At 70.9% G+C, this 20,705-nt stretch carries 18 protein-coding genes and 1 pseudogene; 4 read left to right on the forward strand and 15 right to left on the reverse strand.

The features are described 5' to 3' along the window. Positions 1 to 89: 89 nt before the first annotated feature. A complete protein-coding gene (locus tag ETD85_RS29355) occupies positions 90 to 1,271 on the forward strand; it encodes an ROK family transcriptional regulator (RefSeq protein ID WP_138693033.1) in 1,182 nt (393 codons plus the stop codon). Between the two features lie 6 nt (positions 1,272 to 1,277). Here ETD85_RS29355 and ETD85_RS29360 read toward each other — a convergent pair whose 3' ends face one another. From ETD85_RS29360 to ETD85_RS29375, 4 genes are all read right to left on the reverse strand, one after another. Continuing rightward, entirely contained in the window at positions 1,278 to 2,717 is a 1,440-nt protein-coding gene (locus tag ETD85_RS29360; protein ID WP_138693034.1) for a glycoside hydrolase family 3 protein, read from the reverse strand. A 69-nt stretch (positions 2,718 to 2,786) separates the two neighbouring features. Beyond that, positions 2,787 to 3,638 (reverse strand): carbohydrate ABC transporter permease, encoded by an 852-nt coding sequence (locus tag ETD85_RS29365; protein WP_138693035.1) that lies wholly within the window; start codon positions 3,636 to 3,638, stop codon positions 2,787 to 2,789. Continuing rightward, positions 3,638 to 4,552: a carbohydrate ABC transporter permease gene (locus ETD85_RS29370; RefSeq protein WP_240779506.1), complete on the reverse strand. Its 915-nt coding sequence runs from the start codon at positions 4,550 to 4,552 to the stop codon at positions 3,638 to 3,640. The genes ETD85_RS29365 and ETD85_RS29370 overlap by 1 nt, the downstream gene beginning before the upstream one ends. Positions 4,553 to 4,647: 95 nt before the next feature. Beyond that, a complete protein-coding gene (locus ETD85_RS29375) occupies positions 4,648 to 5,973 on the reverse strand; it encodes an extracellular solute-binding protein (RefSeq protein ID WP_138693037.1) in 1,326 nt (441 codons plus the stop codon). A gap of 136 nt (positions 5,974 to 6,109) precedes the next feature. Here ETD85_RS29375 and ETD85_RS29380 point away from each other — a divergent pair, with 136 nt between their 5' ends. The 3 genes from ETD85_RS29380 (at position 6,110) to ETD85_RS29390 (ending at position 9,108) form a co-directional block, all read left to right on the forward strand. After that, positions 6,110 to 7,258 carry an ROK family transcriptional regulator gene (locus ETD85_RS29380; RefSeq protein WP_138693038.1) on the forward strand — a complete coding sequence of 383 codons (1,149 nt, stop codon included), beginning with the start codon at positions 6,110 to 6,112 and terminating at the stop codon, positions 7,256 to 7,258. Between the two features lie 12 nt (positions 7,259 to 7,270). Then, positions 7,271 to 7,933: a M15 family metallopeptidase gene (locus ETD85_RS29385; RefSeq protein WP_138693039.1), complete on the forward strand. Its 663-nt coding sequence runs from the start codon at positions 7,271 to 7,273 to the stop codon at positions 7,931 to 7,933. An 89-nt stretch (positions 7,934 to 8,022) separates the two neighbouring features. Next, positions 8,023 to 9,108 (forward strand): carboxylate-amine ligase, encoded by a 1,086-nt coding sequence (locus tag ETD85_RS29390; RefSeq protein WP_138693040.1) that lies wholly within the window; start codon positions 8,023 to 8,025, stop codon positions 9,106 to 9,108. Between the two features lie 12 nt (positions 9,109 to 9,120). Here the strand turns inward: ETD85_RS29390 and ETD85_RS29395 are convergent, their stop codons facing one another. From ETD85_RS29395 to ETD85_RS63335, 11 genes and pseudogenes are all read right to left on the reverse strand, one after another. Next, positions 9,121 to 9,867 (reverse strand): sulfite exporter TauE/SafE family protein, encoded by a 747-nt coding sequence (locus tag ETD85_RS29395; protein ID WP_138693041.1) that lies wholly within the window; start codon positions 9,865 to 9,867, stop codon positions 9,121 to 9,123. Continuing rightward, positions 9,864 to 11,618 carry a gamma-glutamyltransferase family protein gene (locus tag ETD85_RS29400; protein ID WP_138693049.1) on the reverse strand — a complete coding sequence of 585 codons (1,755 nt, stop codon included), beginning with the start codon at positions 11,616 to 11,618 and terminating at the stop codon, positions 9,864 to 9,866. The genes ETD85_RS29395 and ETD85_RS29400 overlap by 4 nt, the downstream gene beginning before the upstream one ends. Before the next feature lie 53 nt (positions 11,619 to 11,671). Further along, on the reverse strand, positions 11,672 to 12,637 hold the full coding sequence (locus tag ETD85_RS65975) for an ABC transporter ATP-binding protein (protein WP_240779507.1): 966 nt from the start codon (positions 12,635 to 12,637) through the stop codon (positions 11,672 to 11,674). Beyond that, a complete protein-coding gene (locus ETD85_RS65980) occupies positions 12,634 to 13,599 on the reverse strand; it encodes an ABC transporter ATP-binding protein (protein ID WP_138693042.1) in 966 nt (321 codons plus the stop codon). Before ETD85_RS65980 ends, ETD85_RS65975 begins: the two co-directional genes overlap by 4 nt. Beyond that, positions 13,596 to 14,429, reverse strand: coding sequence for an ABC transporter permease (locus tag ETD85_RS29415; protein WP_138693043.1), 834 nt, complete (start codon positions 14,427 to 14,429; stop codon positions 13,596 to 13,598). Before ETD85_RS29415 ends, ETD85_RS65980 begins: the two co-directional genes overlap by 4 nt. 4 nt (positions 14,430 to 14,433) lie before the next feature. Then, entirely contained in the window at positions 14,434 to 15,393 is a 960-nt protein-coding gene (locus ETD85_RS29420) for an ABC transporter permease (protein WP_138693044.1), read from the reverse strand. Beyond that, a complete protein-coding gene (locus ETD85_RS29425) occupies positions 15,393 to 17,009 on the reverse strand; it encodes an ABC transporter substrate-binding protein (RefSeq protein WP_138693045.1) in 1,617 nt (538 codons plus the stop codon). The genes ETD85_RS29420 and ETD85_RS29425 overlap by 1 nt, the downstream gene beginning before the upstream one ends. Before the next feature lie 90 nt (positions 17,010 to 17,099). Next, entirely contained in the window at positions 17,100 to 17,777 is a 678-nt protein-coding gene (locus ETD85_RS29430; RefSeq protein WP_138693046.1) for a GntR family transcriptional regulator, read from the reverse strand. Positions 17,778 to 17,838: 61 nt separating this feature from the next. Continuing rightward, positions 17,839 to 19,584: a hypothetical protein gene (locus ETD85_RS29435; protein WP_138693047.1), complete on the reverse strand. Its 1,746-nt coding sequence runs from the start codon at positions 19,582 to 19,584 to the stop codon at positions 17,839 to 17,841. After that, positions 19,575 to 20,333, reverse strand: a complete 759-nt coding sequence (locus ETD85_RS29440; protein ID WP_138693051.1) for an ABC transporter ATP-binding protein — start codon at positions 20,331 to 20,333, stop codon at positions 19,575 to 19,577. The genes ETD85_RS29435 and ETD85_RS29440 overlap by 10 nt, the downstream gene beginning before the upstream one ends. A gap of 5 nt (positions 20,334 to 20,338) precedes the next feature. Next, positions 20,339 to 20,705 (reverse strand): annotated as a pseudogene (locus ETD85_RS63335) (TetR/AcrR family transcriptional regulator); the annotation flags it as partial.

Here is a 20,705-nt window from a genome sequence, read left to right on the forward strand (position 1 = left end):
TTCACCTGCGGCGGAGGGCAAGGGCCGGAGCGCTAAACTTCCAACAACCTTTTCGATAACGGTCATTCGATGCGACGGCGGGATACAGCGTGGAGCGACGCCCTGGTGTGCCCAGACTGCTCAGGGAGATCAACGACCGGGCCGCGCTGGAGCTGTTGCTGGCCACCGGTCCCATGACCCGCGGCCAGATCGGCGACCTGACCGGCCTGTCCAAGGTCACGGCCTCGCAGACGCTGGCCAGGCTGGAGGAGCGCGGCCTGGTCGAGGTGGTGGGCACGCAGGCCGGCGGCCGCGGCCCCAACGCGGCCCTCTACTCCGTGATCCCCTCCAGCGCCTACGTGGCCGGCCTCGAGGTGGGGCCCGAGCTGATCTCCACCGCGATCGCCGACATCCACGGCAACACGATCGCCGAGGTCACCGTCGAGCCCAACGGCGACGACGACCCGGTCTCGGTGGTGCACGGCGCGATCGTGAAGGCCTGCCGCAGCGCCAAGGTCAGCATCGCCAAGCTGCGCGGCGTCGTGATCGGCACCCCGGGCGTGGTCGATCCGCGCAGCGGCGACGTGCGCTTCTCCTTCGACCTGCCCGGCTGGCACGAGGGCATCCACGAGGCCCTGGCCGGCGACCTGCGCCGCGAGGTGACGATCGAGAACGACGTCAACCTCGCCGCCATCGCCGAGCGCGCCGACGGCGCCGCCGAGGGCCTCGACGACTTCGTGCTGCTGTGGTCCAGCCGCGGCCTGGGCATGGCCGTCATGCTCGGCGGACGCCTGCACAGGGGGCGTTCGGGCAGCGCGGGGGAGATCGGCTACCTGCCGGTGCCCGGCGTGCCGCTGCCCGAGGACATCCGCACCCTGCCCGGCCGGCTGCCCTCGCTGGCGGGCGGCCTGCAGTCGCTGGTCAGCGCCGAGGCGGTGGCCGAGCTGGCGCGGAGCTACGGGTTCGCGGCCGAGAGCGCGGGTGAGTGCGTCAGGGTCGCGGTGGCCGCGGGCGCCCAGGGCGAGCCGCTGCTCGACGAGATCGCCAACCGGCTCGCCCTCGGTGTCGCCGCGGTGTGCGTCATCCTCGACCCCGGCCTGGTGGTGCTGGCCGGAGAGGTCGGGCACGCCGGCGGCGCCGCGCTGACCTCCCGGGTGGAGGAGGCCGTGGCCAGGATCTGCCCCGTGCGTCCCCAGATCGTCACCACGACGGTGACCGACAAGAACCCGGTGCTGCGCGGCGCCGTGCTGGCCGCCCTGGAGCAGGCGCGTGAGGAGCTCCTCGCGCCCTGACCAGGGTCAGGCGGTGAGCAGCTCCACGGCGGCCTGGGCGTTCGCCCTGGCGGCCCCGTACGTGGCGATGTAGGCGGCGCTGTCGGGCCGCCAGACGGGCAGCCCCATCTCGATCACCGTCGCGTCGGGGCGCACCGCGACCAGCGCGGAGACCAGGTCCTGGCTCGCACGGTGGCGGTGCGCGTCCTTGACCACGACGACCAGGGACCGGTTCGCGGCCTTGGCCAGCAGCTCAGGGACATCGGCGGCCGCGGGCTCGACCCGGACGATCTCCGCGTCGGGCAGCCACGGGCCCACGCCCCACGGCACGTCGCCCACGGCGATCGTCGGCGGGGTGTCCACCTCGATCACCAGGGGCTCGACCAGGGGCTCCGTCTCGCCGGTCAGCCGCACGGCGCGGCGCGCGGCGTGCAGGCCGACCACGTTCTGCTCGGCGGTGACCTGCTCGGAGGTGCCGAACCAGGCCCGCAGCGCCGCCACCCGCGCGGCGGCCTCCTCCAGCCGTTCGAGCGGCAGGCGGCCTTCGCGCACCGCGGAGACGATCTCCGCGATGATCGCCTGGACGTCGTCGTACGTCGGCAGCGGGCCCAGGCACAGCAGGTCCGACCCGGCCGCGAGCGTCAGCACGGCGCCGCCGGCCAGGCCCACGCTCTTGGTGATCGCGTGCATGTCGAGCGCGTCGGTGATGACCACGCCGTCGTAACCGAGCTCGCCCCTGAGGAGCCCGGTCAGCGCGGCGCTGGACAGGGTGGCGGGCGTGTCGCCCGTCACGGCCGGCACCGCGACGTGCGCGGTCATCACCGACTTGGCCCCCGCGCCGATGGCGGCGCTGAACGGGACCAGCTCCCGTGCCCGCAGCACGTCCAGCCCCACGTCCACCACCGGCACCGCGAGGTGCGAGTCCACCCGGGTGGCGCCGTGGCCGGGGAAGTGCTTGACGCAGGCGGCCACCTGCACCGACTGCAACCCCTGTACGGCCGCCACCGTGTGCCTGGCGACCAGCGCGGGATCGCTGCCGAACGACCTGGTGCCGATCACCGGGTTGTCGGCCTCGGTGTTGACGTCGGCGCTGGGGGCCATGTCCAGGTTGATGCCGCAGGCGGCCAGCTCCGAGGCGATCGCGCGATAGACCCGGCGGGTCAGCTCGACGTCGTCCACCGCGCCCAGCGCCGCGTTGCCCGGGTACGGGCTGCCGACGTGGTAGGCCAGCCGAGTGACGTCGCCGCCCTCCTCGTCGAGCGAGATGACGGCCTCACCGGCGCCCCGTAGCGCGGTGGTCAGGTCGCGTACCTGGCCGGGGTCGGCCACGTTGAAGCCGAAGAGCGTGACGCCGCCCAGGCCGTGCTCCAGCTCGCGCAGCACCCATTCGGGCGCCGTGGTCCCCTGGAAGGCGACGAGCAGCGTGCCGGCCGCGAGACGGCGCAGCCCCCGATCACTCTGACTCATGGCTCCTCATCAGTTTTCAGGCATGGCCGGGTACGGCATTCGCGTGCCGTACGCGGACCTCGTGGTTTGTCAGCCCTTCACGGCCCCGGCGACCAGGCCGGAGACCATGCGGCGTTGAACGAGCAGGAAGAAGATGACGACCGGGATGGTCATCATCGTCGAGCTGGCCATGATGGCGCCCCAGTCGGTGCCCTTCTGCCCGAAGAAGTACTGCAGGGCGACGGGCATCGTGTACTTGGTCGGATCGCCGATCAGGTAGAGCGCCATGATCAGCTCGTTCCACGCGGTGATGAACGAGAAGATGCTGGTCGCGACCAGACCCGGAGCCACCAGGGGGAAGAGCACCTTCCAGAAGGTGGTGAACCGGGAGGCCCCGTCGATCCAGGCCGCCTCCTCCAGCGACTTGGGCACGGCGGCGACGAACGTGCGCAGCATCCAGATGCCGAACGGCAGCGTCAGGGCGACCTGCGCCACGATCAGGCCCAGGAGCTGGTCGTACAGGCCGACCCGCTTGACGCTGAGGAACAGCGGGATGAGCAGCGCCTCGGCGGGGATCATCTGCGCGACCAGCAGCAGGGCGAGGAAGCCCGTGCGGCCCTTGAACCGGAACCGGGCCACCGCCGTGGCGGACAGCAGCGCGAAGACCGCGCCGATGAACACCGTGCCGAGCGCGACGATGGCGCTGTTGCGCATGTACAGCCAGATCGAGTGCCCGGCGACGCCGTCGGTGAGCACGCGCTCGATGTGCTCGAAGGTGAACTCGGTGGGGAACGGGATGAAGTCGGTGGTGAAGATCTGGTCGTTCGTCTTGAAGGCGGTGGAGACCATCCAATAGACCGGGAACGTCGCCACCAGGAAGACCAGCACGCCTGCCGTGTTGAGCGCGATCCTGCCGAGGCGCTTGCGAGCCAGCGGGGTCATCACAACTCCTCCTGCTTGAACATCTGCCGGATGTAGGCCGCGGTGACGATGAGCAGGATCACCGTCAGCACCACCGCGATGGCCGCGCCCGAGCCCATCTTCGGCGGCGCCTTGAACGCCTCGGTCACCGCGTACATCGACAGGTTGTAGGCCTCCCGGTTGGTGGTGCCGGCCAGCACGTACAGCTGGGCGAAGACCTTGAAGTCCCAGATGATCGACAGCACGGTCAGCACCGCGAACACCGGCTTCAGCAGCGGGAAGGTGATCTTCCTGAACGTCCGCCACGGCGACGAGCCGTCGACCCTGGCGGCCTCGTAGAGCTCCGCGGGGATGCCCTTGAGCCCGGCGAGCACCGAGACGGCGACGAACGGGAAGCCGGCCCACACGACGCAGACGATCAGCACCATGTAGATGGACCAGGCGTCGTTGAGCCACGGCACGCCGCTCCAGTCGGCCCGGCCGAACAGGGCGGAGGACAGCCAGTCGGGCAGCAGATTGAGCGCCCAGTTGATGATGCCCGCCTCGGCGTCGAAGAGCCGGCGCCAGATCACGCCCTGCGCCACCGGCGGGACCGCCCAGGCGAACATGATGCCGATGACGACGAACAGCGACATCTTCTTGCCGAGCCGGTTCAGCAGGACGCCGACGGCGGTGCCGAGGACGAGCGTGAGCGGTACCGCGATCACCGCGAAGACCACGGTGTTGCGGAGGGAGGACCAGAAGATGTCGTTGTCGAAGATGTTGGTGAAGTTCTCCAGCCCCACCCAGGTCGCGGGCTTCTTGCCGGAGATCTGGACCAGGCCCACCTTCTGGAAGGCGATGATCACCATCTGGATCAGCGGGTACAGCAGCAGTGCCCCGATGACCAGCAGACCGGGGATCAGCAGGACGTAGGGGATCGCCCAGGCGGGCATCCCGCTCGACCGCCGCGGTGGGCGTGCGCGGCGCCGCCCCGGGGTGGAGGAGCGGCCTCCACCCCGGGGGAGCGTTGACGTGTTCGTCATAGGACTCAGGACGCGTTGAGGATGTCTTCGAGTTCCTTGTTCGCCGCGGCCAGTGCCTCATCGGCGGACGCCTTGCCCTCGATGACCTTGCGGGCCGCGTTCTGCAGCACCGCCTTGGTCTCGTTGGCCTCGGTCCACTGCGGGTCGGCCGGGAAGGCCTTGGCCTTGGCGAAGGCGGCCGCGAACGGCGCCTGTGCCGGGTCGCTGGACAGCGCGGCGAGCGCCTCCGGGTAGACCGGGAGAAGCCCGCCGTCGGTGGCGTACTTGACGCCCCACTGCTTGCCCGAGGCCAGCTTCACGAACTCCTTGGCGGCGTCCTTCTCCTTGGCGGTGCCCCAGACGGCGATGTCGTTGCCGCCGAGGAACGACTGAGCCTCGCCGCCGTCCTTCGAGGGGAGCGGGAAGAAGGCGAGCTTGTCACCCTTGATCTTGCCCTTGCTCTCTTCCTCGATGGTCGCCAGGTCCCACGAGGCGGTGAGGTACATGCCGACCTTGTTGTTGGAGAAGCGCGTACGGATCTCCGTGGTGTTCTGGTTCAGCCGCGACTTGCTGGACAGGCCGTCGGTGACCAGGCCGGTGTACTGGGCGAAGCCGGCCTTGAACGCCGGGTCCGTCAGCTTGCCGACCCACTTGTCGCCCTCCTTGACGGCGTAGTCGCCGCCGGCGGTCCAGGCGAGGGCGCCGAGCAGGTGGTTGGCGTCGGAGCCGCCGTTGAAGGCGAAGCCGTCGACGTCCTTGCCCTTCTCGGCCTGGATCTTCTTGGCGGCCGCAGTGAGCTCGTCCCAGGTCTTGGGGATCTCGATCTTGAGCTCCTTGAACCAGTCGGTCCGGTAGAGGACCGCCCGGCTGCCGCCGCCCCACGGCACGGCGTAGGTCTCGCCGTCGATGGTCTCCAGGCCCAGCAGGTTCTTGGGGATCTGCGCCTGGTCGCCGCCCGCGACGATGTCGGTGATCGGCTCCAGGGCCTCCTGGCTCTGCCAGAGCGGCACCTGGTCGTTGCCGATCTCGGTCACGTCGGGGCCGGCGCCGCCCGCCGCGGCGGCGGTGAACTTGTCGTTGACCTGCGGCCAGGGGATCCACTCGACGTTCACCTTGGCGCCGGTCTGCTTCTCGAACTCGGCGACCAGCTCGTCGGTGTATTTCTTGGCGTCGGGGTTGCTGTCACCCAGGCGCCAGAAGGTCAGCGTCTTACCCGCGTACTTGGGGCCGCTCGCACTGGCGGCGGCGCTGGGTGAGGACGTGGTGGGCTCTTCACTGGACCCGCAGGCGGCCAGGCCCAGGGCCAGCGCGGCCGTGGTGACCGTAGTGGCCGTGATCTTCGCGATCCTCACAGGGTTCTCCCTTCCCGGGTGCTGGCCTACAGTCCGCACCAGGCTGATCGTCAATGCCGAACGATGCTGCTAAACTAACAAGAAACTTTCTTAAAAGAAACGCTTGTTAGCTGATCGTGACGAGAGGGGGCGGTCGATGAGCCGAGACCCGGGAACACCCCGGTTGCTCCGCCGGCTGAACGATCGTGCGGCACTCGAACTTCTCCTCGGGGACGGTCCTCTCACCCGTGCCGAGCTCGGCGAGCGAACCGGGCTCTCCAAGGTAACCGCAGGTCAGCTGCTGGCTCGCCTTGAGGAGCGGGGGCTGGTGGAGGTCGCGGGGGAGCGCGCAGGGGGCAGGGGCCCGCACGCCGCGCTGTACGCAGTGGTTCCGTCGAGCGCGTACGTCGCCGGGCTCGAAGTCCTGCCCGACAGCCTCAAGGTCGGTGTGGCGGACATCACAGGCCGCATCGTGGTCGAGATCACCCTCAACCCGTCAGACAGCCGTGATCCGGTCAAGGCAGTACACGCGGCGCTGCGGCGTGCCTGCGACACGGCGAACATCAGCCTGTCGCGGCTGCGGGCCTTCGTCATCGGCACCCGAGGCGTGGTCGACCCGGCCTGCGGGGACGTGCGCTGGTCGTACGACCTGCCGGACTGGCACATCGGCGTGCTGGCCAGCCTGCGGGAGACGCTCGGCACCTCGGTGACCATCGAGAACGACGTCAACCTGGTCGCGCTCGCCGAGCACAGGTACGGCGCGGCGATCGGCCACGAGGACTTCGTGGTGATCTGGGCGGGCGTCGGCCAGGGCCTCGGCGTCATGCTGGGCGGCAAGCTGCACCGGGGCATCACCGGGGGCGCGGGCGAGATCGGCTGGCTGCCGGTCCCGGGCGAGCCACTGCCCGCCGACGTCTCGCAGCCGCAGTCGGGCTCCTTCCAGCGCCTGGTGGGCCACGACGCGCTGCGCGGCCTGGCCGAGGCGCACGGCGTGCTCGGCAACACCGTGCCCGACCTCGTGCGCGGGGGCCACGAGGGCTATCTGGACGCGGTGGCGAGCCGGCTGGCCGTGGGGGCGGCGGCCGTGACCGTGGTCCTCGACCCCGGGCTGATCGTGCTCAGCGGCGACGTCGGCAGGGCGGGGGGCGAGCGGCTGGCCGCCAAGGTCCAGGAGGCGGTGGCCCGGGTGTGCCCGAGCCGGCCCACGGTGGTCACGACCAGGGTGGCGGGCAACCCGGTGCTGCGTGGCGCGCTCGTGGCGGCTCTCGATCAGGCCCGGGAGCAGGTCTTCTCCGACACTGTGTGAGAATTTCTGCCCATGTGGCAGTCCCCGAACGATGTCGTGCTCATCTCGGATCCCCGGGTGACCGGGATCCCGGTGCAGGAGAGTGGTGAGCCGCTGACCGACGTGCGCGGGCGGTTGCGCGTGGACACGCGGCTGGCCGACGACGCGGGCGCGTACGCGCATCTGCGCTCCGGCCTGCTCGATCGCCTGGAGCGCGCGGAGCGCCGGTTGCCCGACGGATACCACCTGCTGATCGTCGAGGGCTATCGTCCGATCGCGACGCAGCGCCGGATCTTCGACGCGTACCGGGCCGGGCTCCACACCACCTTTCCTGAAATGTCGCCCGACGAGTCCTATGTTGCGGCCAGTCGCTACGTGTCGCCGGTCGAGGTCGCCCCCCATACCGCCGGCGCCGCCGTGGACCTGACTCTGTGCGACCCCGACGGCGTCGAATACGACATGGGCACCCAGGTCAACGACAACCCCGAGCAGAGCGACGGCGCCTGCTACACCGCCGCCCCCGGGATCTCCGGCGACGCCCGCGCCCACCGCAAGCTGCTCGCCTCGGTCCTGGAGCCCGCCGGCCTGGTCAACTACCCCACCGAGTGGTGGCACTGGTCCTACGGCGACCGCTACTGGGCCATGGCCACGCAATCACCCAACGCCCGGTACGGACCTGTCGCCTTCCCGGCTTGACAACCGCTTGCCGGACGGGTTTTCCACCGGGTGCGGCCCGGGCACAACCTTCGTACGGAGACTCTTGGACTCCCCAGCGAGGTGTGTGCATGGTTCCGTTGATCGGGATCGAAGAGGAATACCTCGTCGTCGATCCCCGCACCCGCCACGTGGCTCCCCGAGCGGCCGAAGTCCTGGCCGCGGCGACGGACGTGCTGGACGTGGTGCATGAAATCACCCGATTCCAGGTGGAGGCTCGCACGCCGCCCTCCGCCGACCTCAGCGAGCTGGGCTCGCAACTGCGCGCCGCGCGAAAGGAGGTTGCGGACGCCGCCCGCTCGTGCGGGCTGGCCGTCGTCGCCAGCGGCATCCCCGTGCTCGGGAACGTCGTGCCGCCGCCGCTCACCGACGACGATCGCTACCAGCAGGGCAGCGAGCTCTACCGCGCGCTGCAGGACGAGATCAGCATCTGCGCCCTGCACGTGCACGTGGACGTGCCCGACGAGGAGCACGCCGTCTATGTCGGCAACCACCTGCGCCCCTGGCTGCCCACGCTGATCGCGCTGGCCGCCAACTCGCCGTTCTTCGTGGGGCGCGACACCGGCTACGCGTCCTGGCGGGTGATCAGCTGGGGTCGCTGGCCGGTGTCGGGAGCGCCCCCGTACTTCCCGTCGTTCGGCGCGTACGAGCTGGCGCTGCGCGCGCTGACGGAGTCGGGCGTGCTGCTGGATCCCAAGACCGTCTACTGGGACGCCCGGCCGTCGCCCAGTCTGCCCACCGTGGAGATCAGGGTGGCCGACGTGCCGCTCGACGTGAGCGACAGCCTCACCCTGATCGGGCTCATCCGCGGGCTGGTCGTGACCGCGCTGGCCGCCGTGCGCGGCGGCGACCGGGGGCTGCCCGTCCCGTCGGAGGTGCTGCGGGCCGCCTACTGGCGGGCGGCCCGCGACGGGCTGCAGGGCGACAGCCTCGACGTGCGGCACGGCACGCTCGTGCCGGCGGCGGTGATGGCCGGCCGCCTCCTGGAGCACGTACGCCCGGCGCTGGCCGAGGCCGGCGACCTGACGTTCATCCAGGAAGGGCTGGACCGGCTGCTGCGCTCAGGCTCGGGAGCCATGCGCCAGCGCCGGGTCCACGCGCGCGAGAACGACCTGGCGGAGGTGGTCGACGACCTTATTGAGGCCACCGTCGCCTGACGCGCCCGCGCGTCAGTGCAGGGCCAGCGCCACCGCCACGCCCAGTCCGAACGCGACGACCACGCCGCGCAGGACCTTCGCCGACATCAGTCGGGCCAGCCGGGTGCCGAGGAAGCCGCCCAGCAGGCTGGCCGGTGCGACCACCGCCACCGCCTGCCACTGCACGGAGCCGAACAGCGAGAAGGCCACCACGGACACCGTGCTGATGACCAGCGCCAATATGGCCCGGACCGCGTTGACGCGATGCAGGCTGTCGTGCAGGAACATGCCGAGCACGGTCAGCAGCAGCACGCCCATGCCGCCGTTGAAGTAGGCGCCGTAACAGCCGCCGAGGAAGACCCCGGCGTACACGAGCCGGCTCGGCTCCTCGCCCTCCTCGCCGCCGAACAGCTTGCGCAGCCACGGCTGGGCCAGCAGCGCCAGGCTGGCGAAGGCCACCAGCCACGGCACCAGCGACTCGAAGAACCGGCCCGGCGTCAGCAGCAGCAGCGCGCTGCCCGCGCAGGCGCCCAGCACGGCCGTGATCGACAGCGCCGTCGCCCGGCGCCGCTGGCCGCGCAGCTCCGCCCGGTAGCCGAGCACGCCGCCGAGATAGCCGGGCCACAGCGCCACCGCGTTCGTCACGGAGGCGGTCAGGCTCGGATAGCCCAGCGCCAGCAGGGCGGGGAAGGAGATGAGCGTGCCGCCGCCGGCCAGGGCGTTCACCACCCCGGCCAGCAGACCGGCGCCGACCAGGAAAAGCAGGTCGGCGGGGCTCATCGGCCGGCGGCGTAGCCCTGAGCGCCACGCGGGTTGGCGGCGGCCTTGAGGAAGGCGCCGTCACGGGCCACCGCGCTCAGCCTGCCGAGCGACCAGGGCCCCTGCTCCTCGACCTCGTGCCCACGCCGGCGCAGCTCGGCCAGCACGCCCGCGTCCACGCGGTTCTCGGCGTGCAGGACGCCGGGGCGCGAGCCGCGCGGGAAGAACGAGCTGGGGAAGTGCTCGGAGTGGAACATGGGGGCGTCCACGGCCTCCTGGAGGTTCAGCTTGCCGTGGACCACGGACAGGAAGAAGTTGAGGCTCCACTGGTCCTGCTGGTCGCCGCCCGGGGTGCCGAACGCCAGCCACGGCCGGCCGTCCCTGAGCGCGAACGAGGGGGACAGCGTGGTGCGGGGGCGCGTCCCCGGCCGCAGCGAGGCCGGCAGGCCGTCCTGCAGCCAGAACATCTGCGCCCGCGTGCCGAGGCAGAAGCCCAGCTCGGGGATGGTGGGCGAGCTCTGCAGCCAGCCGCCGCTGGGGGTGGCGGAGACCATGTTGCCGAAGCGGTCCACGACGTCGACGTGGCAGGTGTCGCCCTTGACCGCGCCGTTGCGGGCCACCGTCGGCTCGCCGACGCCCTGCGGCGAGCGCGCTCCCGAGATGCCGGGCGCGTTGCTCGCGGTGCCGGGCTCGGGGAAGTCGGGCAGCCTGGGCGCCCGGCCGCCGGGGGCGCCGGGCCGCAGCTCCAGGCTCGCCTCGGCGCCGATCAGCCGGCGCCGCTCCACGTTGTACGCCTCGCTCAGCAGGCCGGACATGGGGACGTCGGTGTCGCCGTACCAGGCTTCCCGGTCGGCGAAGGCCAGCTTGGCGGCCTCCGTCACTGCGTGCACGTAGTCCGCGCTCAGGTGCCCCATCGCGTCCAGGTCGAAGCCGGACAGCAACGCGAGCTGCTGCAGGAACACCGGACCCTGGCCCCACGCGCCCGTCTTGCACACGGTGTGCCCGTGGTAGTCGTAGGTCAGGGGCTCCTCGACGGTGGCCGACCAGCCGGCCAGGTCGTCGCCGGTCAGCAGGCCGCCGTGCACCTCGCCGGAGCTGTCACGCCAGGCCGTCTTGGCACTGAACTCGGCCACGGCCTGCGCGACGAAGCCCTCGTACCACGCCTTGCGGGCGGCTTCGAGCTGGCCTTCGCGCGTGCTCGAAGCCGCGGTGGCCTCCGCGACCAGCCGCCGGTAGGTGGCGGCCAGCACCGGGTTGGCCAGCTTCGATCCGGGCGCGGGAACGTTCCCACCAGGCAGCCACGTCGCCGCCGACGTGGGCCAGTCATCGTTGAACAATCCTTCGACCGACTCGATCGTGGCCGCGATCCGGTCCAGCACGGGCACCCCGTGCTCGGCGTAGTGGATCGCGGGCGCGAGCACGTCGGCCAGCGACCAGGTGCCCCAGCGCTCCAGCATGAGCATCCACCCGCCGAACGCGCCCGGCACGGTCGCCGCGAGCAGCCCGGTGCCGGGCACGACGTCAAGGCCGAGCTCGGTGTAGCGCTCGATGGTGGCCGCCGCCGGGGCCACACCCTGACCGCACACCACCGACACCTTCTGGTCGGCCTCGCTCCACAGCAGGATCGGCACCTCGCCGCCGGGGCCGTTCAGATGCGGCTCGGCGATCTGCAACACGAACCCGGCGGCCACCGCCGCATCGAAGGCGTTGCCGCCGCGTTCGAGTACGCCCATCCCGGTGGCCGAGGCCAGCCAGTGCGTGCTGGCGACCATGCCGAAGTCGCCCGTCAGCTCGGGCCTGGTGGTGAACAAAATCTCTCCTTCGATCAATGTGCGGCCGCGTCGGGGACGCGGTCCGCCGTTACCAGGTGGCAGGCGGCCGGATGGCCGCCGCCACGTGGATCGTGCAAAGAGGGCTCGTCGGTCCGGCAGGCGTCGTACGCCAGCGGGCAGCGCGTGTGGAAGCGGCACCCGGCAGGCGGATCGACCGGGCTCGGCACGTCACCGCCGAGCACGATCCTGCGCCGCTCGCGCTGCCTGACCGGATCGGCCACCGGGGCCGCCGACAGCAGGGCCTGCGTGTACGGGTGCCGCGGCCCGGCGAAGATCTCGGCCGTCGGACCCGACTCCACGATCCGGCCGAGGTACATGACGGCGATCCGGTCGGCCAGGAACTCCACGACGGACAGGTCGTGCGTGATGAACAGGCACGAGAAGCCCATGTCCCGCTGCAGGTCGGTGATCAGGTTGAGCACCGACGCCTGCACGGACACGTCGAGCGCCGACACCGGCTCGTCGGCCACGACCAGCTTGGGCTCCAGGATCAGCGCCCTGGCCAGCCCCACCCGCTGCCGCTGCCCGCCGGACAGCTCGTGCGGGTAACGCTTGCCCATCTCCTGGCGCAGCCCGACCTTCTCCAGCATGGCGGCCACCCGCCGCGCCGTCTCGCGCCGGTCGCTGACCTTGTGCCGCAGCAGCGGCTCGCCCACGATCTGCTCGATCGTGAAGCGCGGGTTGAGCGAGGAGTAGGGGTCCTGGAAGACCATGTGGACGTCCCTGCGCAGCGGGCGCATGGCCCGGCGCGACAGGTGGGTGATGTCCTTGCCGCCCAGCTCGATCGCGCCCGAGGTGGGCTCGGTCAGGCGCAGCACGCACTTGCCGACGGTGGACTTGCCGCTGCCCGACTCGCCGACCAGGCCGAGCACCTCGCCCTGGCCGATCTCCAGCGACAGGCCGTCCACGGCGCGTACCGGGCCGTAGTGCTTGACCAGGTTGTCGATCCGCAGGATCACGACTGACCTCCAGGGTGGAAGCAGGCCGCCAGGTGGTCCGCGGCCTGGCGTTCGAGCTTGGGCCTGGACAGCCGGCAGTCCGCCTGGGCGTGCGGGCAGCGGTCCTGGAAGGCGCACTCGTCCGGGTCCGACAGCGGTGAGGGCACCATGCCGGGGATCTCGGCCAGGCGGCCGTTCACGGCGGCCGAGGGCAGGGCCTTCATCAGGCCCAGCGTGTACGGGTGGCGCGGGTTGGCGAACAGCTCGGCCACCGGGGCCTGCTCGACGGCGCGGCCGGCGTACATGACCACGGCGCGGTCGGCGATGTCGGCCACCACGCCCAGGTCGTGCGTGATCAGGATGACCGCGGTGCCGAGCCGGTCGCGCAGGTCGCGGAACACGTCCAGCACGCCCGCCTGGATCGTCACGTCGAGCGCCGTGGTGGGCTCGTCGGCGATGAGCACCCGGGGCGAGCAGGCCACCGCGATCGCGATCATCACGCGCTGCCGCATGCCGCCCGAGAGCTGGTGCGGGTACTCCTTCATGCGGCGGGCCGGCGCCGGGATGCCGACCAGCTCCAGCAGCTCGACGGCCCGCTTGGCGGCCGCCTGGCGGGACAGGCGCTCGTGCCTGCGCAGCACCTCGGCGATCTGGTACCCGACGGTGAACGACGGGTTCAGCGAGGTCATCGGCTCCTGGAAGACGACCGAGACCGTCTTGCCGCGCACCTTCCGCATCTCCTGCTCGGGCAGCGTGGTGAGCTCGCGGCCGTCCAGCTTGATCGAGCCGGACAGCTGCGTGGTGCCGGGCGGCAGCAGCCTGGGCACCGACATCGCGGTGACCGACTTGCCGCAGCCGGACTCCCCGCACAGCGCGAGGATCTCGCCCTCGTCCAGGGTGAGCGAGATGTCCCTGACCGCCTGGACGAGGCCGTCCTCGGTCTTGAAACCGACGCGCAGATCGGTGATCTCCAGCAGGCTCATCGCGCGCTCCTCGGATCCAGTACGTCACGCAGCCCGTCGCCGAGCAGGTTGAAGCCCAGCGTGGCCAGCGCGATCATCAGGCCGGGCCAGATGGCCAGCCAGGGCGCGTCGCTCAGGTACTGCTGCGCGGTCGTCAGCATCACACCCCATGACGGGGTGGGCGGCTGCACGCCGAGACCCAGGAACGACAGCGTGGACTCGCCGATGATGGCCGCCGGGATCGCGACCGTGGCCTGCACGATGAGCGGGCTGAGGCAGTTCGGCAGCACGTACCGGAAGATGATGTGCCCGTCGCCCGCGCCGTCGGCGATGGCCGCGGCCACGTAGTCCATCTCCCTGACCGCCAGCACCTCGCCCCGGGTGATCCGGATGATGGCGGGGAGCTGGGAGAAGCCCAGCGCCAGCACGACGCCCTTGAGCGAGGGTCCGATGATCGCCGCCAGGCCCACCGCGAACACCAGGAACGGGAAGGCCAGCGTCACGTCCACCAGCCGCATCACGATCGGGTCCAGCCAGCGCCGGTAGAAGCCGGCGACCAGGCCGATCGGGATGCCGATGACCATCGCCAGCAGCGTGGACAGCACGCCCGCCTGGAGCGAGACCTGGGCGCCGTGCGCGATCCTGGCCAGGGCGTCCCTGCCCAGGTCGTCGGTGCCCATGGGGTGCGCGCCCGACGGGGGAGCGAGCGTGGCCATGTAGTCCTGCGCCGCCGGGTCGCCCGTCACGAGCGGCCCGGCCAGCGCCAGCAGCACGAACGCGACCACCAGCACGAGGCCGGCCATCGCCATCGGCCGCCGCCGGAAGCGCCGCCACATTCTGGTACGTCTCATTACCTCAGTCATGGCCGCCTCCCGAAAGCCGGATTCGCGGGTTCAGGAAGGCGTAGGCGATGTCGACCAGCAGGTTGACCAGCACGTATCCGATGACCGTGACGAGGACGACCGCCTGGATGACGGGATAGTTCCTGGTCAGGACCGCGTCCACGGTGAGCTTGCCGAAGCCGGGGATCACGAAGATCTGCTCGGTCACCACGGCGCCGCTGATCAGCGCGCCGAGCTGGAGGCCGAGCACCGTCACCACGGTCGTCAGGCTGTTGCGCAGCGCGTGCGCGCCCACCACCTTGGTCTCGGACAGGCCCTTGGACCTGGCGGTCCTGACGTAGTCGGCCGACAGCGCGCCCAGCATGGCCGAGCGGGTCTGCCGCATCAGGATCGCCGCGAAGCCCATGCCGAGCACGATGGCCGGCAGGATCATGCGCTGGAGGTTCTGGCCGGGGCTCTCGGTGAAGGGGACGTACCCGGAGGCGGGCAGCACCCGCCAGGTGACCGCGAACAGCAGGATGCCGAGCAGGCCCAGCCAGAAGTGCGGCACCGACAGCCCGGCCAGGCCGAACCCGGTGGCCACGTAGTCGGCGAACTTCCCGCGCCGGACGGCCGCCACGATGCCGGCGCCCACGCCGATGACGATCGCGACCAGCATGGCCAGCGCGGACAGCTCCAGCGTCACCGGGAGCCGTTCGGCGAGGATCTCGGCCACGGGGATCTGGTCCTGCGTCGAGCGGCCGAAGTTCCCGGTCAGGGTCTGGCCGAGGTAGTCCACGTACTGCGCGGGCAGCGGCTTGTCGAGGCCGAACTCTTTCCTGATGGCCTCGACCGCGGCGGGCGAGGCCTCCTGGCCGGCCATGACCGTGGCCGGGTCACCGGGCAGCGCCCTGATCCCCAAGAAGATCAGGACGCTGGACAGGAAAAGCACGAGAACGGCCGACCCGCAACGCCGGAGGATGAACCACAGCATTACGCGGCGAACCCGGCGGTGACGTAGCGCGGCAGCCCGTCCTCGAAGTACTGGATGCCGGCGACGGTCTTGTGCGTGCCGAGGTAGTACTTGTTGTGGTACAGGTACACGACGCCCCGGAGCTCGGCGGCCTTCTTCATGGCGCCGGCGTACAGCTCGGCGCGCTTGGCCGGGTCCGTCTCGGCGGCGGCCTGCTTGATCGGGTCGTCGATGCCGGGGTCGGACATGCCGGCGTAGTTGTTGCTGCCCTGGGTGGTGACCAGGTTCGTGAGGTTGCCGTCCGGGTCCACCCGGCCCGACCAGCCGCTCAGCAGGACGTCGAACTTGCCGGCCTTGCCCTGCTCCAGGACGCTGACGAACTCGGCCGTCTGCACGGTCACGTTGAAGCCCGCCTCCTTGGCCATCGACTGGATGACCTGCGCCAGGCGCTGGTTGACGGCGTCATTCGGGGTGGCCATCGTGACCGCGATCGGCGTCTGCACGCCGGAGGCCTGCACGAGCTGCTTGGCCTTGGCGAGGTCACGCTTGGCGCACGTCAGGTCCTTCGCCCGGTACGGGCTGTCCAGCGGCACCGGGTAGCAGTCGACCGCGTGCAGGCCGTTGTATACGGTCTTGTTGATCGCGTCGCGGTCGAGCGACAGCTCGAACGCCTCACGGAGCTGCGGGCTCTTGCCCAGCGCCGTGTCCACCGCGCCCGGCTTCTCCGTGGAGCCGCTGACGTTGCCGATGTTGATCTGGAAGCCGTAGTAGCCGAGGCCGCCGCCGGACACGACGGCGAGGTTCGGGTCGTCCTGGACGCCCTTGACCGTGTTGGTGGCGAGCTGGTCGGCCACCTGCACGTCGCCGGACTTCAGGTTCGCGGCCCGCACGTTGGGGTCGACGATGATTTTGTATACGAGCTTGTCGAGCTTGACCTTGGCCGCGTCGTAGTAGTCGGCCGACTTCTCCAGCGTGATCTGGCTGCCGGACGTACGGCTCGCGAACTTGAACGGTCCGGCGCACACCGGGCTGGCGCCGAAGTTGTCGCCTTCGGAGTCCAGCGCCTTCGGCGACATGATCATCCCGGCTCGGTCGGCGAGCTGGGCGGTCAGCGGCGTGAACGCCTGCGTCAGCGTCAGCTTCACGGTCGTGGGGTCGACCACCGTGACCTTGGACACCACGGCCAGGTCGGCCTGGCGCGCGGACTTCTCCCACGTGCGGTGCCGGTCGAGCGACTTCTTGACCGCCTCGGCGTCGAGCGCCGTGCCGTCGTTGAACTTGACGCCCTCGCGGAGCTTGATCGTCACTTCCTTGCCGTCGCCGGACAGCTCGGGCATGGCCGAGGCGAGCTGCGGGACCAGCGTGGAGGTGTTGTCGATGTCGTAGAGCTTCTCGCACATGTTCGCGAACACCTCGCGGCCCACGAGCGTGGTCGAGATGCTCGGGTCCAGCGCGTCGGGGTCGGCGTTGAGCGCGATGTTGAGCGTGCCACCGGCCTTGACCGGCCGGTTGTCGGCCGAGGCGCTGGCTATGGAACTAGGTGCCGCGGGCGTGCTGCTCGTACCGCCGCCACCACAAGCCGCCAGGGCGAGGGGGAGGGTGACGAGCGCCGCGACGAACCTGGGGGACGGTCGCATGGGGCCTCCGTTGAAACGTTTAGGAGACTGTATACAAGATTCCACATTTCAGTGGTGTTTCGTAACTGTATGTCGTTACCTGAGTGTTCCCTAATTGTTTGGGTGTTTTGTCCTACGGCCCGCTGCCGCCAGGAAGGATCGCCGGGCCGCGGCCACGTGCGCGACGGCTCTGGCCTGGGCTTCGTCCTCGTCGCCTGCCGCGATGGCCTCGCACAGGCTCAGGTGCTCCTGCCACGAGTGCGGACCGCGTGCGGCGGCCGTCTGGCTGAAGATCCACTGCGCCCGCTGGAGCATCGGCTTCATCATCAGCGCGAGGTAGGCGTTGCCCGTGGCCTCGCCCACGGCCAGGTGGAAGGCCGTGTTGAGGTCGGCCACCTCGGCCAGCCGCCCGGCGTCCACGGCCTCCCTGGCCTGGTCGAGCAGCCGGCGCAGCCGCTCGACCGCGGCGGGGGAGTGCTTGCGCGCGGCCAGCCGGGCCGCCAGCCCCTCGATCGCCATCCGCACGTCGAAGAGCTCCTCGCCCTCCTCGGCGGACAGCCGGGCCACGGTGGCGCCTAGGCGCGGGACCACCTGGATGAACCCCTCGGCCGCGAGCACCCTGATGGACTCGCGGACGGGGTTGCGCGAGACGCCGAGCGAGGCGGCCAGCCGGTCCTCGACCAGCCGCTCGCCCTGGGCCAGCTCGCCGGAGAGTATGCGGCGGCGCAGCTCTTTGGTGACCTCGTCGCGCAAGGTCCGGTGGGCCGCGCCCAGCGTCAGATCAGTCATATGGGGACTTATCGTATACAGGATGCTCGGGGGCCTGTCCCGGGCAGTCCCCGTGGAGCGCTCAGCCCGCGGCCCGCTTCTTGGCCCGGTGGGGGATCCACAGGCCGAGGCCGTACATGGTCAGCCCGATCGCGACCATGAGCGCGACGACCGGCCAGCGCAGCCCGGGCGTCATGTACGTGGCCAGGAACCAGCTGTGCCTGAGCTGCCCGTTGGAGATGAAGACACCGGCCACGACGCCCTGCGGGATCAGCGGGATCGCCCCGAGCGACCAGCAGATCATCACGATCGTCCGCTGCGCCTTGGGCATGTCGGGCAGCTTGAAGGCCGTGCCGGGGCCGCCTTCCGGCCGGCGTCCCGTACGCATCATGTGCAGCAGCTCGGGCCCCTGGGCGGCCAGGCGGCGCTGAGCCAGCCGGCCCAGCCCCCAGTAGCACAGGGCGCCGGTCGCGATCCCGGCCGCCACGCCCCACCAGCCGTACAGCGCCGCCACCGCGCCGGCGGGCACCGCGGTCACCGCCACGAGCGCCATCATCAGGTACGCCAGGCCGGTCAGCGCGCCGTCGTCCTCGCTCGTCCGCAGGGGGTTGCCGGCCCTGCGCTGCGGATCGGTGCCGGGGACCAGCGCGTACACGGACAGGAGCGGCACCATCCCGGCCCCGCCGCCGAGCAGCGCGGCCGTGATCGCCAGGATCAGCGCCCACGGCCCGCCGGTGATCGAGGTGAACGCGACCGCCAGCACCAGCGCGACCGGCGCCACCGCCACCAGCCACGCCCGCTGCCTGCCGCGCACGTCCGACGCGCCCGGCGTCATCAGCGACAGCCAGAGGGCGGTGCCGTCGGTGCCGTAGATGTTCGAGGTCATCGACGCCGCCATCACGATGAAGATCGGCGCCGCCCACGGCAGCATGCCCGTCCACCCGAGCACGAGCGGCGCGCCCGCGAAGAACACTCCGTAGGCCAGCGCGAACGTGAGCTGGTGGTTGCGCACGAGGTCACGCGACCAGGTGCGCAGCTCCTTGGCCACCACCGCGTCCTGGGACGTGGCGGCCCGCATCGGCCTGCGGCCGCGCGCCGAGGTCCGGTTCGCGCCGGCCCGCCGGGTCAGCAGCGCCGCCCATGCCGCCAGCAGCAGCGCGATCAGCACCGCCATCGCGGCCAGCGCCAGGTAGTCACCCTGTACGGCCAGCAGTCCCCATCCGGACGGCAGGTACCGTACGAACCCGGGGATCTGCCCGCCCTGCCCGAACGCCACGGCGAACACCCACGCCTGCCCCAGGAAGGCCAGCACCACGCCGTTGATCAGCCCCGCGCCGACCGCCCCGACGCGCGAGCGCAGCGCGATGCCCAGCACCGCCACGGCCACCTTCGACAGCAGCACGAACACGGCCAGCTGCAACACCATCGCGGGCACCGCCACGAGGGCGGCCACGGCGCTCTCCCGCGCGCCCGCGACGACGAGCCCCGACAGCGCGATCAAGCTGATCACCGGCGCCACGCCCACGAACGCCGACACCAGCAACCCCGCCGCCAGCCGCTGCGGCGGCAGCCCCACCAGCGAGAAGAACTCCGGGCGCAGCGTCTCGTCGCCGCCGCCGGAGAAGACGGGGCCGATGATCCAGCCGAGCATCCACACCGCGTACGCGGCGGCCAGCCAGTCGCCCGGCTGGATGGCCAGGTAGATCGTGCCCGCCGCGAGCACGAGCCCGAGCGTGCCGCCCGTGGCCATCGTGCTGCCGCGCTGGCCCTTGGTGGAGTGGCGCAGGATCGCGACCTTCATCCTGACCAGGGTGAGCGCTACAGCCATGACAGCCCCCTGGTGCCGGTGGTGCCCGCGCCGACCAGCTCCACGAACCGGTCCTCCAGCGTCGCCGTACCCCGTACCTCGTTCAGCGGGCCCGCCGCCGCCACCCGACCCTTGTCGATCACTCCGACGTGGTCGCAGAGCTGCTCCACCAGCGCCATCACGTGGCTGGACAGCACGATCGAGCCGCCGCCCGCCACGAAGCCGCGCAGGATCATCTTGATCGTCGCCGCCGACACCGGGTCCACCGCCTCGAACGGCTCGTCCAGCACCAGCAGCTTCGGCGCGTGCAGCAGCGCCGTGGCCAGGCCGATCTTCTTGCGCATGCCGGTCGAGTATTCGATCACCAGGGTCTTCTCGGCCCCGTCCAGCTCCAGCACCGACAGCAGCTCTTCGGCCCGCTCGGCCACCACCTCCTTGCTCAGCCCTCTGAGCAGGCCAAGATAGGTGAGCACCTCCCGGCCGGTGAGCCGCTCGGGCATCGCCAGCCCGTCGGGCAGCACGCCGACCAGCTGCTTCGCCTCGGCGGGGGCGGACCAGACGTCCGCGCCGAAGATGCGCGCGGTGCCCGAGTCGGGCCTGAGCAGGCCGACCGCCATGGACAGCGTGGTCGTCTTGCCCGCGCCGTTCTGGCCGACGAGGCCGTAGAAGGAACCCCGGGGCACGGTGAGGTCCACGTGGTCGACGGCGATGTTCTCGCCGAAGGTCTTCGACAGGCCCCTGATCTCTAAGGCCGCGGTCATATCTGTCATGGCGGTCATCGCTGGCTCCTGGTGGCGATCGTGAAGGTCGTTATCAGCTCACGGGTGAGCAGTTCGAGGTCGCAGTCGGGCTCGTGGATGAGGCGTCCTGGCACCGCGTCGATCGCGCCCCGGATGCTCACGGCCATGCTCCGCTTGTCGAAGTCGCGGAACTCGCCGGACTGCTGGCCCCACTCCAGCAGCTTCTCGAGGTCCGTGATCGCCACCTCGGCCTGCTCCGCGTACGGATTCGGGCCGCCGCCCTCGCCCGGGGTGTGCGCGATGATCTCGATGAGGGCGATGAGCGGCTTGCGGTGGACGCGCATGAAGTCGAGGTTGCTCTCGATGTAGGCCCGCAGGCCGTCGGTGGGGGTGGGCTGGGCG

Origin of the sequence: Nonomuraea zeae (assembly GCF_005889725.1) — a bacterium.
GTDB classification, from domain to species: domain Bacteria; phylum Actinomycetota; class Actinomycetes; order Streptosporangiales; family Streptosporangiaceae; genus Nonomuraea; species Nonomuraea zeae.

Coding starts and splice junctions, on each gene's coding strand:
- ETD85_RS29380 (WP_138693038.1), top strand. CDS start 6,110: ATGAGCCGAGACCCGGGAACACCCCGGTTGCTCCGCCGGCTGAACGAT.
- ETD85_RS29370 (WP_240779506.1), bottom strand. CDS start 4,552: ATGCCCGCCTGGGCGATCCCCTACGTCCTGCTGATCCCCGGTCTGCTG.
- ETD85_RS29360 (WP_138693034.1), bottom strand. CDS start 2,717: ATGAGTCAGAGTGATCGGGGGCTGCGCCGTCTCGCGGCCGGCACGCTG.
- ETD85_RS29425 (WP_138693045.1), bottom strand. CDS start 17,009: ATGCGACCGTCCCCCAGGTTCGTCGCGGCGCTCGTCACCCTCCCCCTC.
- ETD85_RS65980 (WP_138693042.1), bottom strand. CDS start 13,599: ATGAGCCTGCTGGAGATCACCGATCTGCGCGTCGGTTTCAAGACCGAG.
- ETD85_RS29435 (WP_138693047.1), bottom strand. CDS start 19,584: ATGGCTGTAGCGCTCACCCTGGTCAGGATGAAGGTCGCGATCCTGCGC.
- ETD85_RS29430 (WP_138693046.1), bottom strand. CDS start 17,777: ATGACTGATCTGACGCTGGGCGCGGCCCACCGGACCTTGCGCGACGAG.
- ETD85_RS29400 (WP_138693049.1), bottom strand. CDS start 11,618: ATGGTCGCCAGCACGCACTGGCTGGCCTCGGCCACCGGGATGGGCGTA.
- ETD85_RS29395 (WP_138693041.1), bottom strand. CDS start 9,867: ATGAGCCCCGCCGACCTGCTTTTCCTGGTCGGCGCCGGTCTGCTGGCC.
- ETD85_RS29420 (WP_138693044.1), bottom strand. CDS start 15,393: ATGCTGTGGTTCATCCTCCGGCGTTGCGGGTCGGCCGTTCTCGTGCTT.
- ETD85_RS29440 (WP_138693051.1), bottom strand. CDS start 20,333: ATGACAGATATGACCGCGGCCTTAGAGATCAGGGGCCTGTCGAAGACC.
- ETD85_RS29390 (WP_138693040.1), top strand. CDS start 8,023: ATGGTTCCGTTGATCGGGATCGAAGAGGAATACCTCGTCGTCGATCCC.
- ETD85_RS29365 (WP_138693035.1), bottom strand. CDS start 3,638: ATGACCCCGCTGGCTCGCAAGCGCCTCGGCAGGATCGCGCTCAACACG.
- ETD85_RS29415 (WP_138693043.1), bottom strand. CDS start 14,429: ATGAGACGTACCAGAATGTGGCGGCGCTTCCGGCGGCGGCCGATGGCG.
- ETD85_RS29385 (WP_138693039.1), top strand. CDS start 7,271: ATGTGGCAGTCCCCGAACGATGTCGTGCTCATCTCGGATCCCCGGGTG.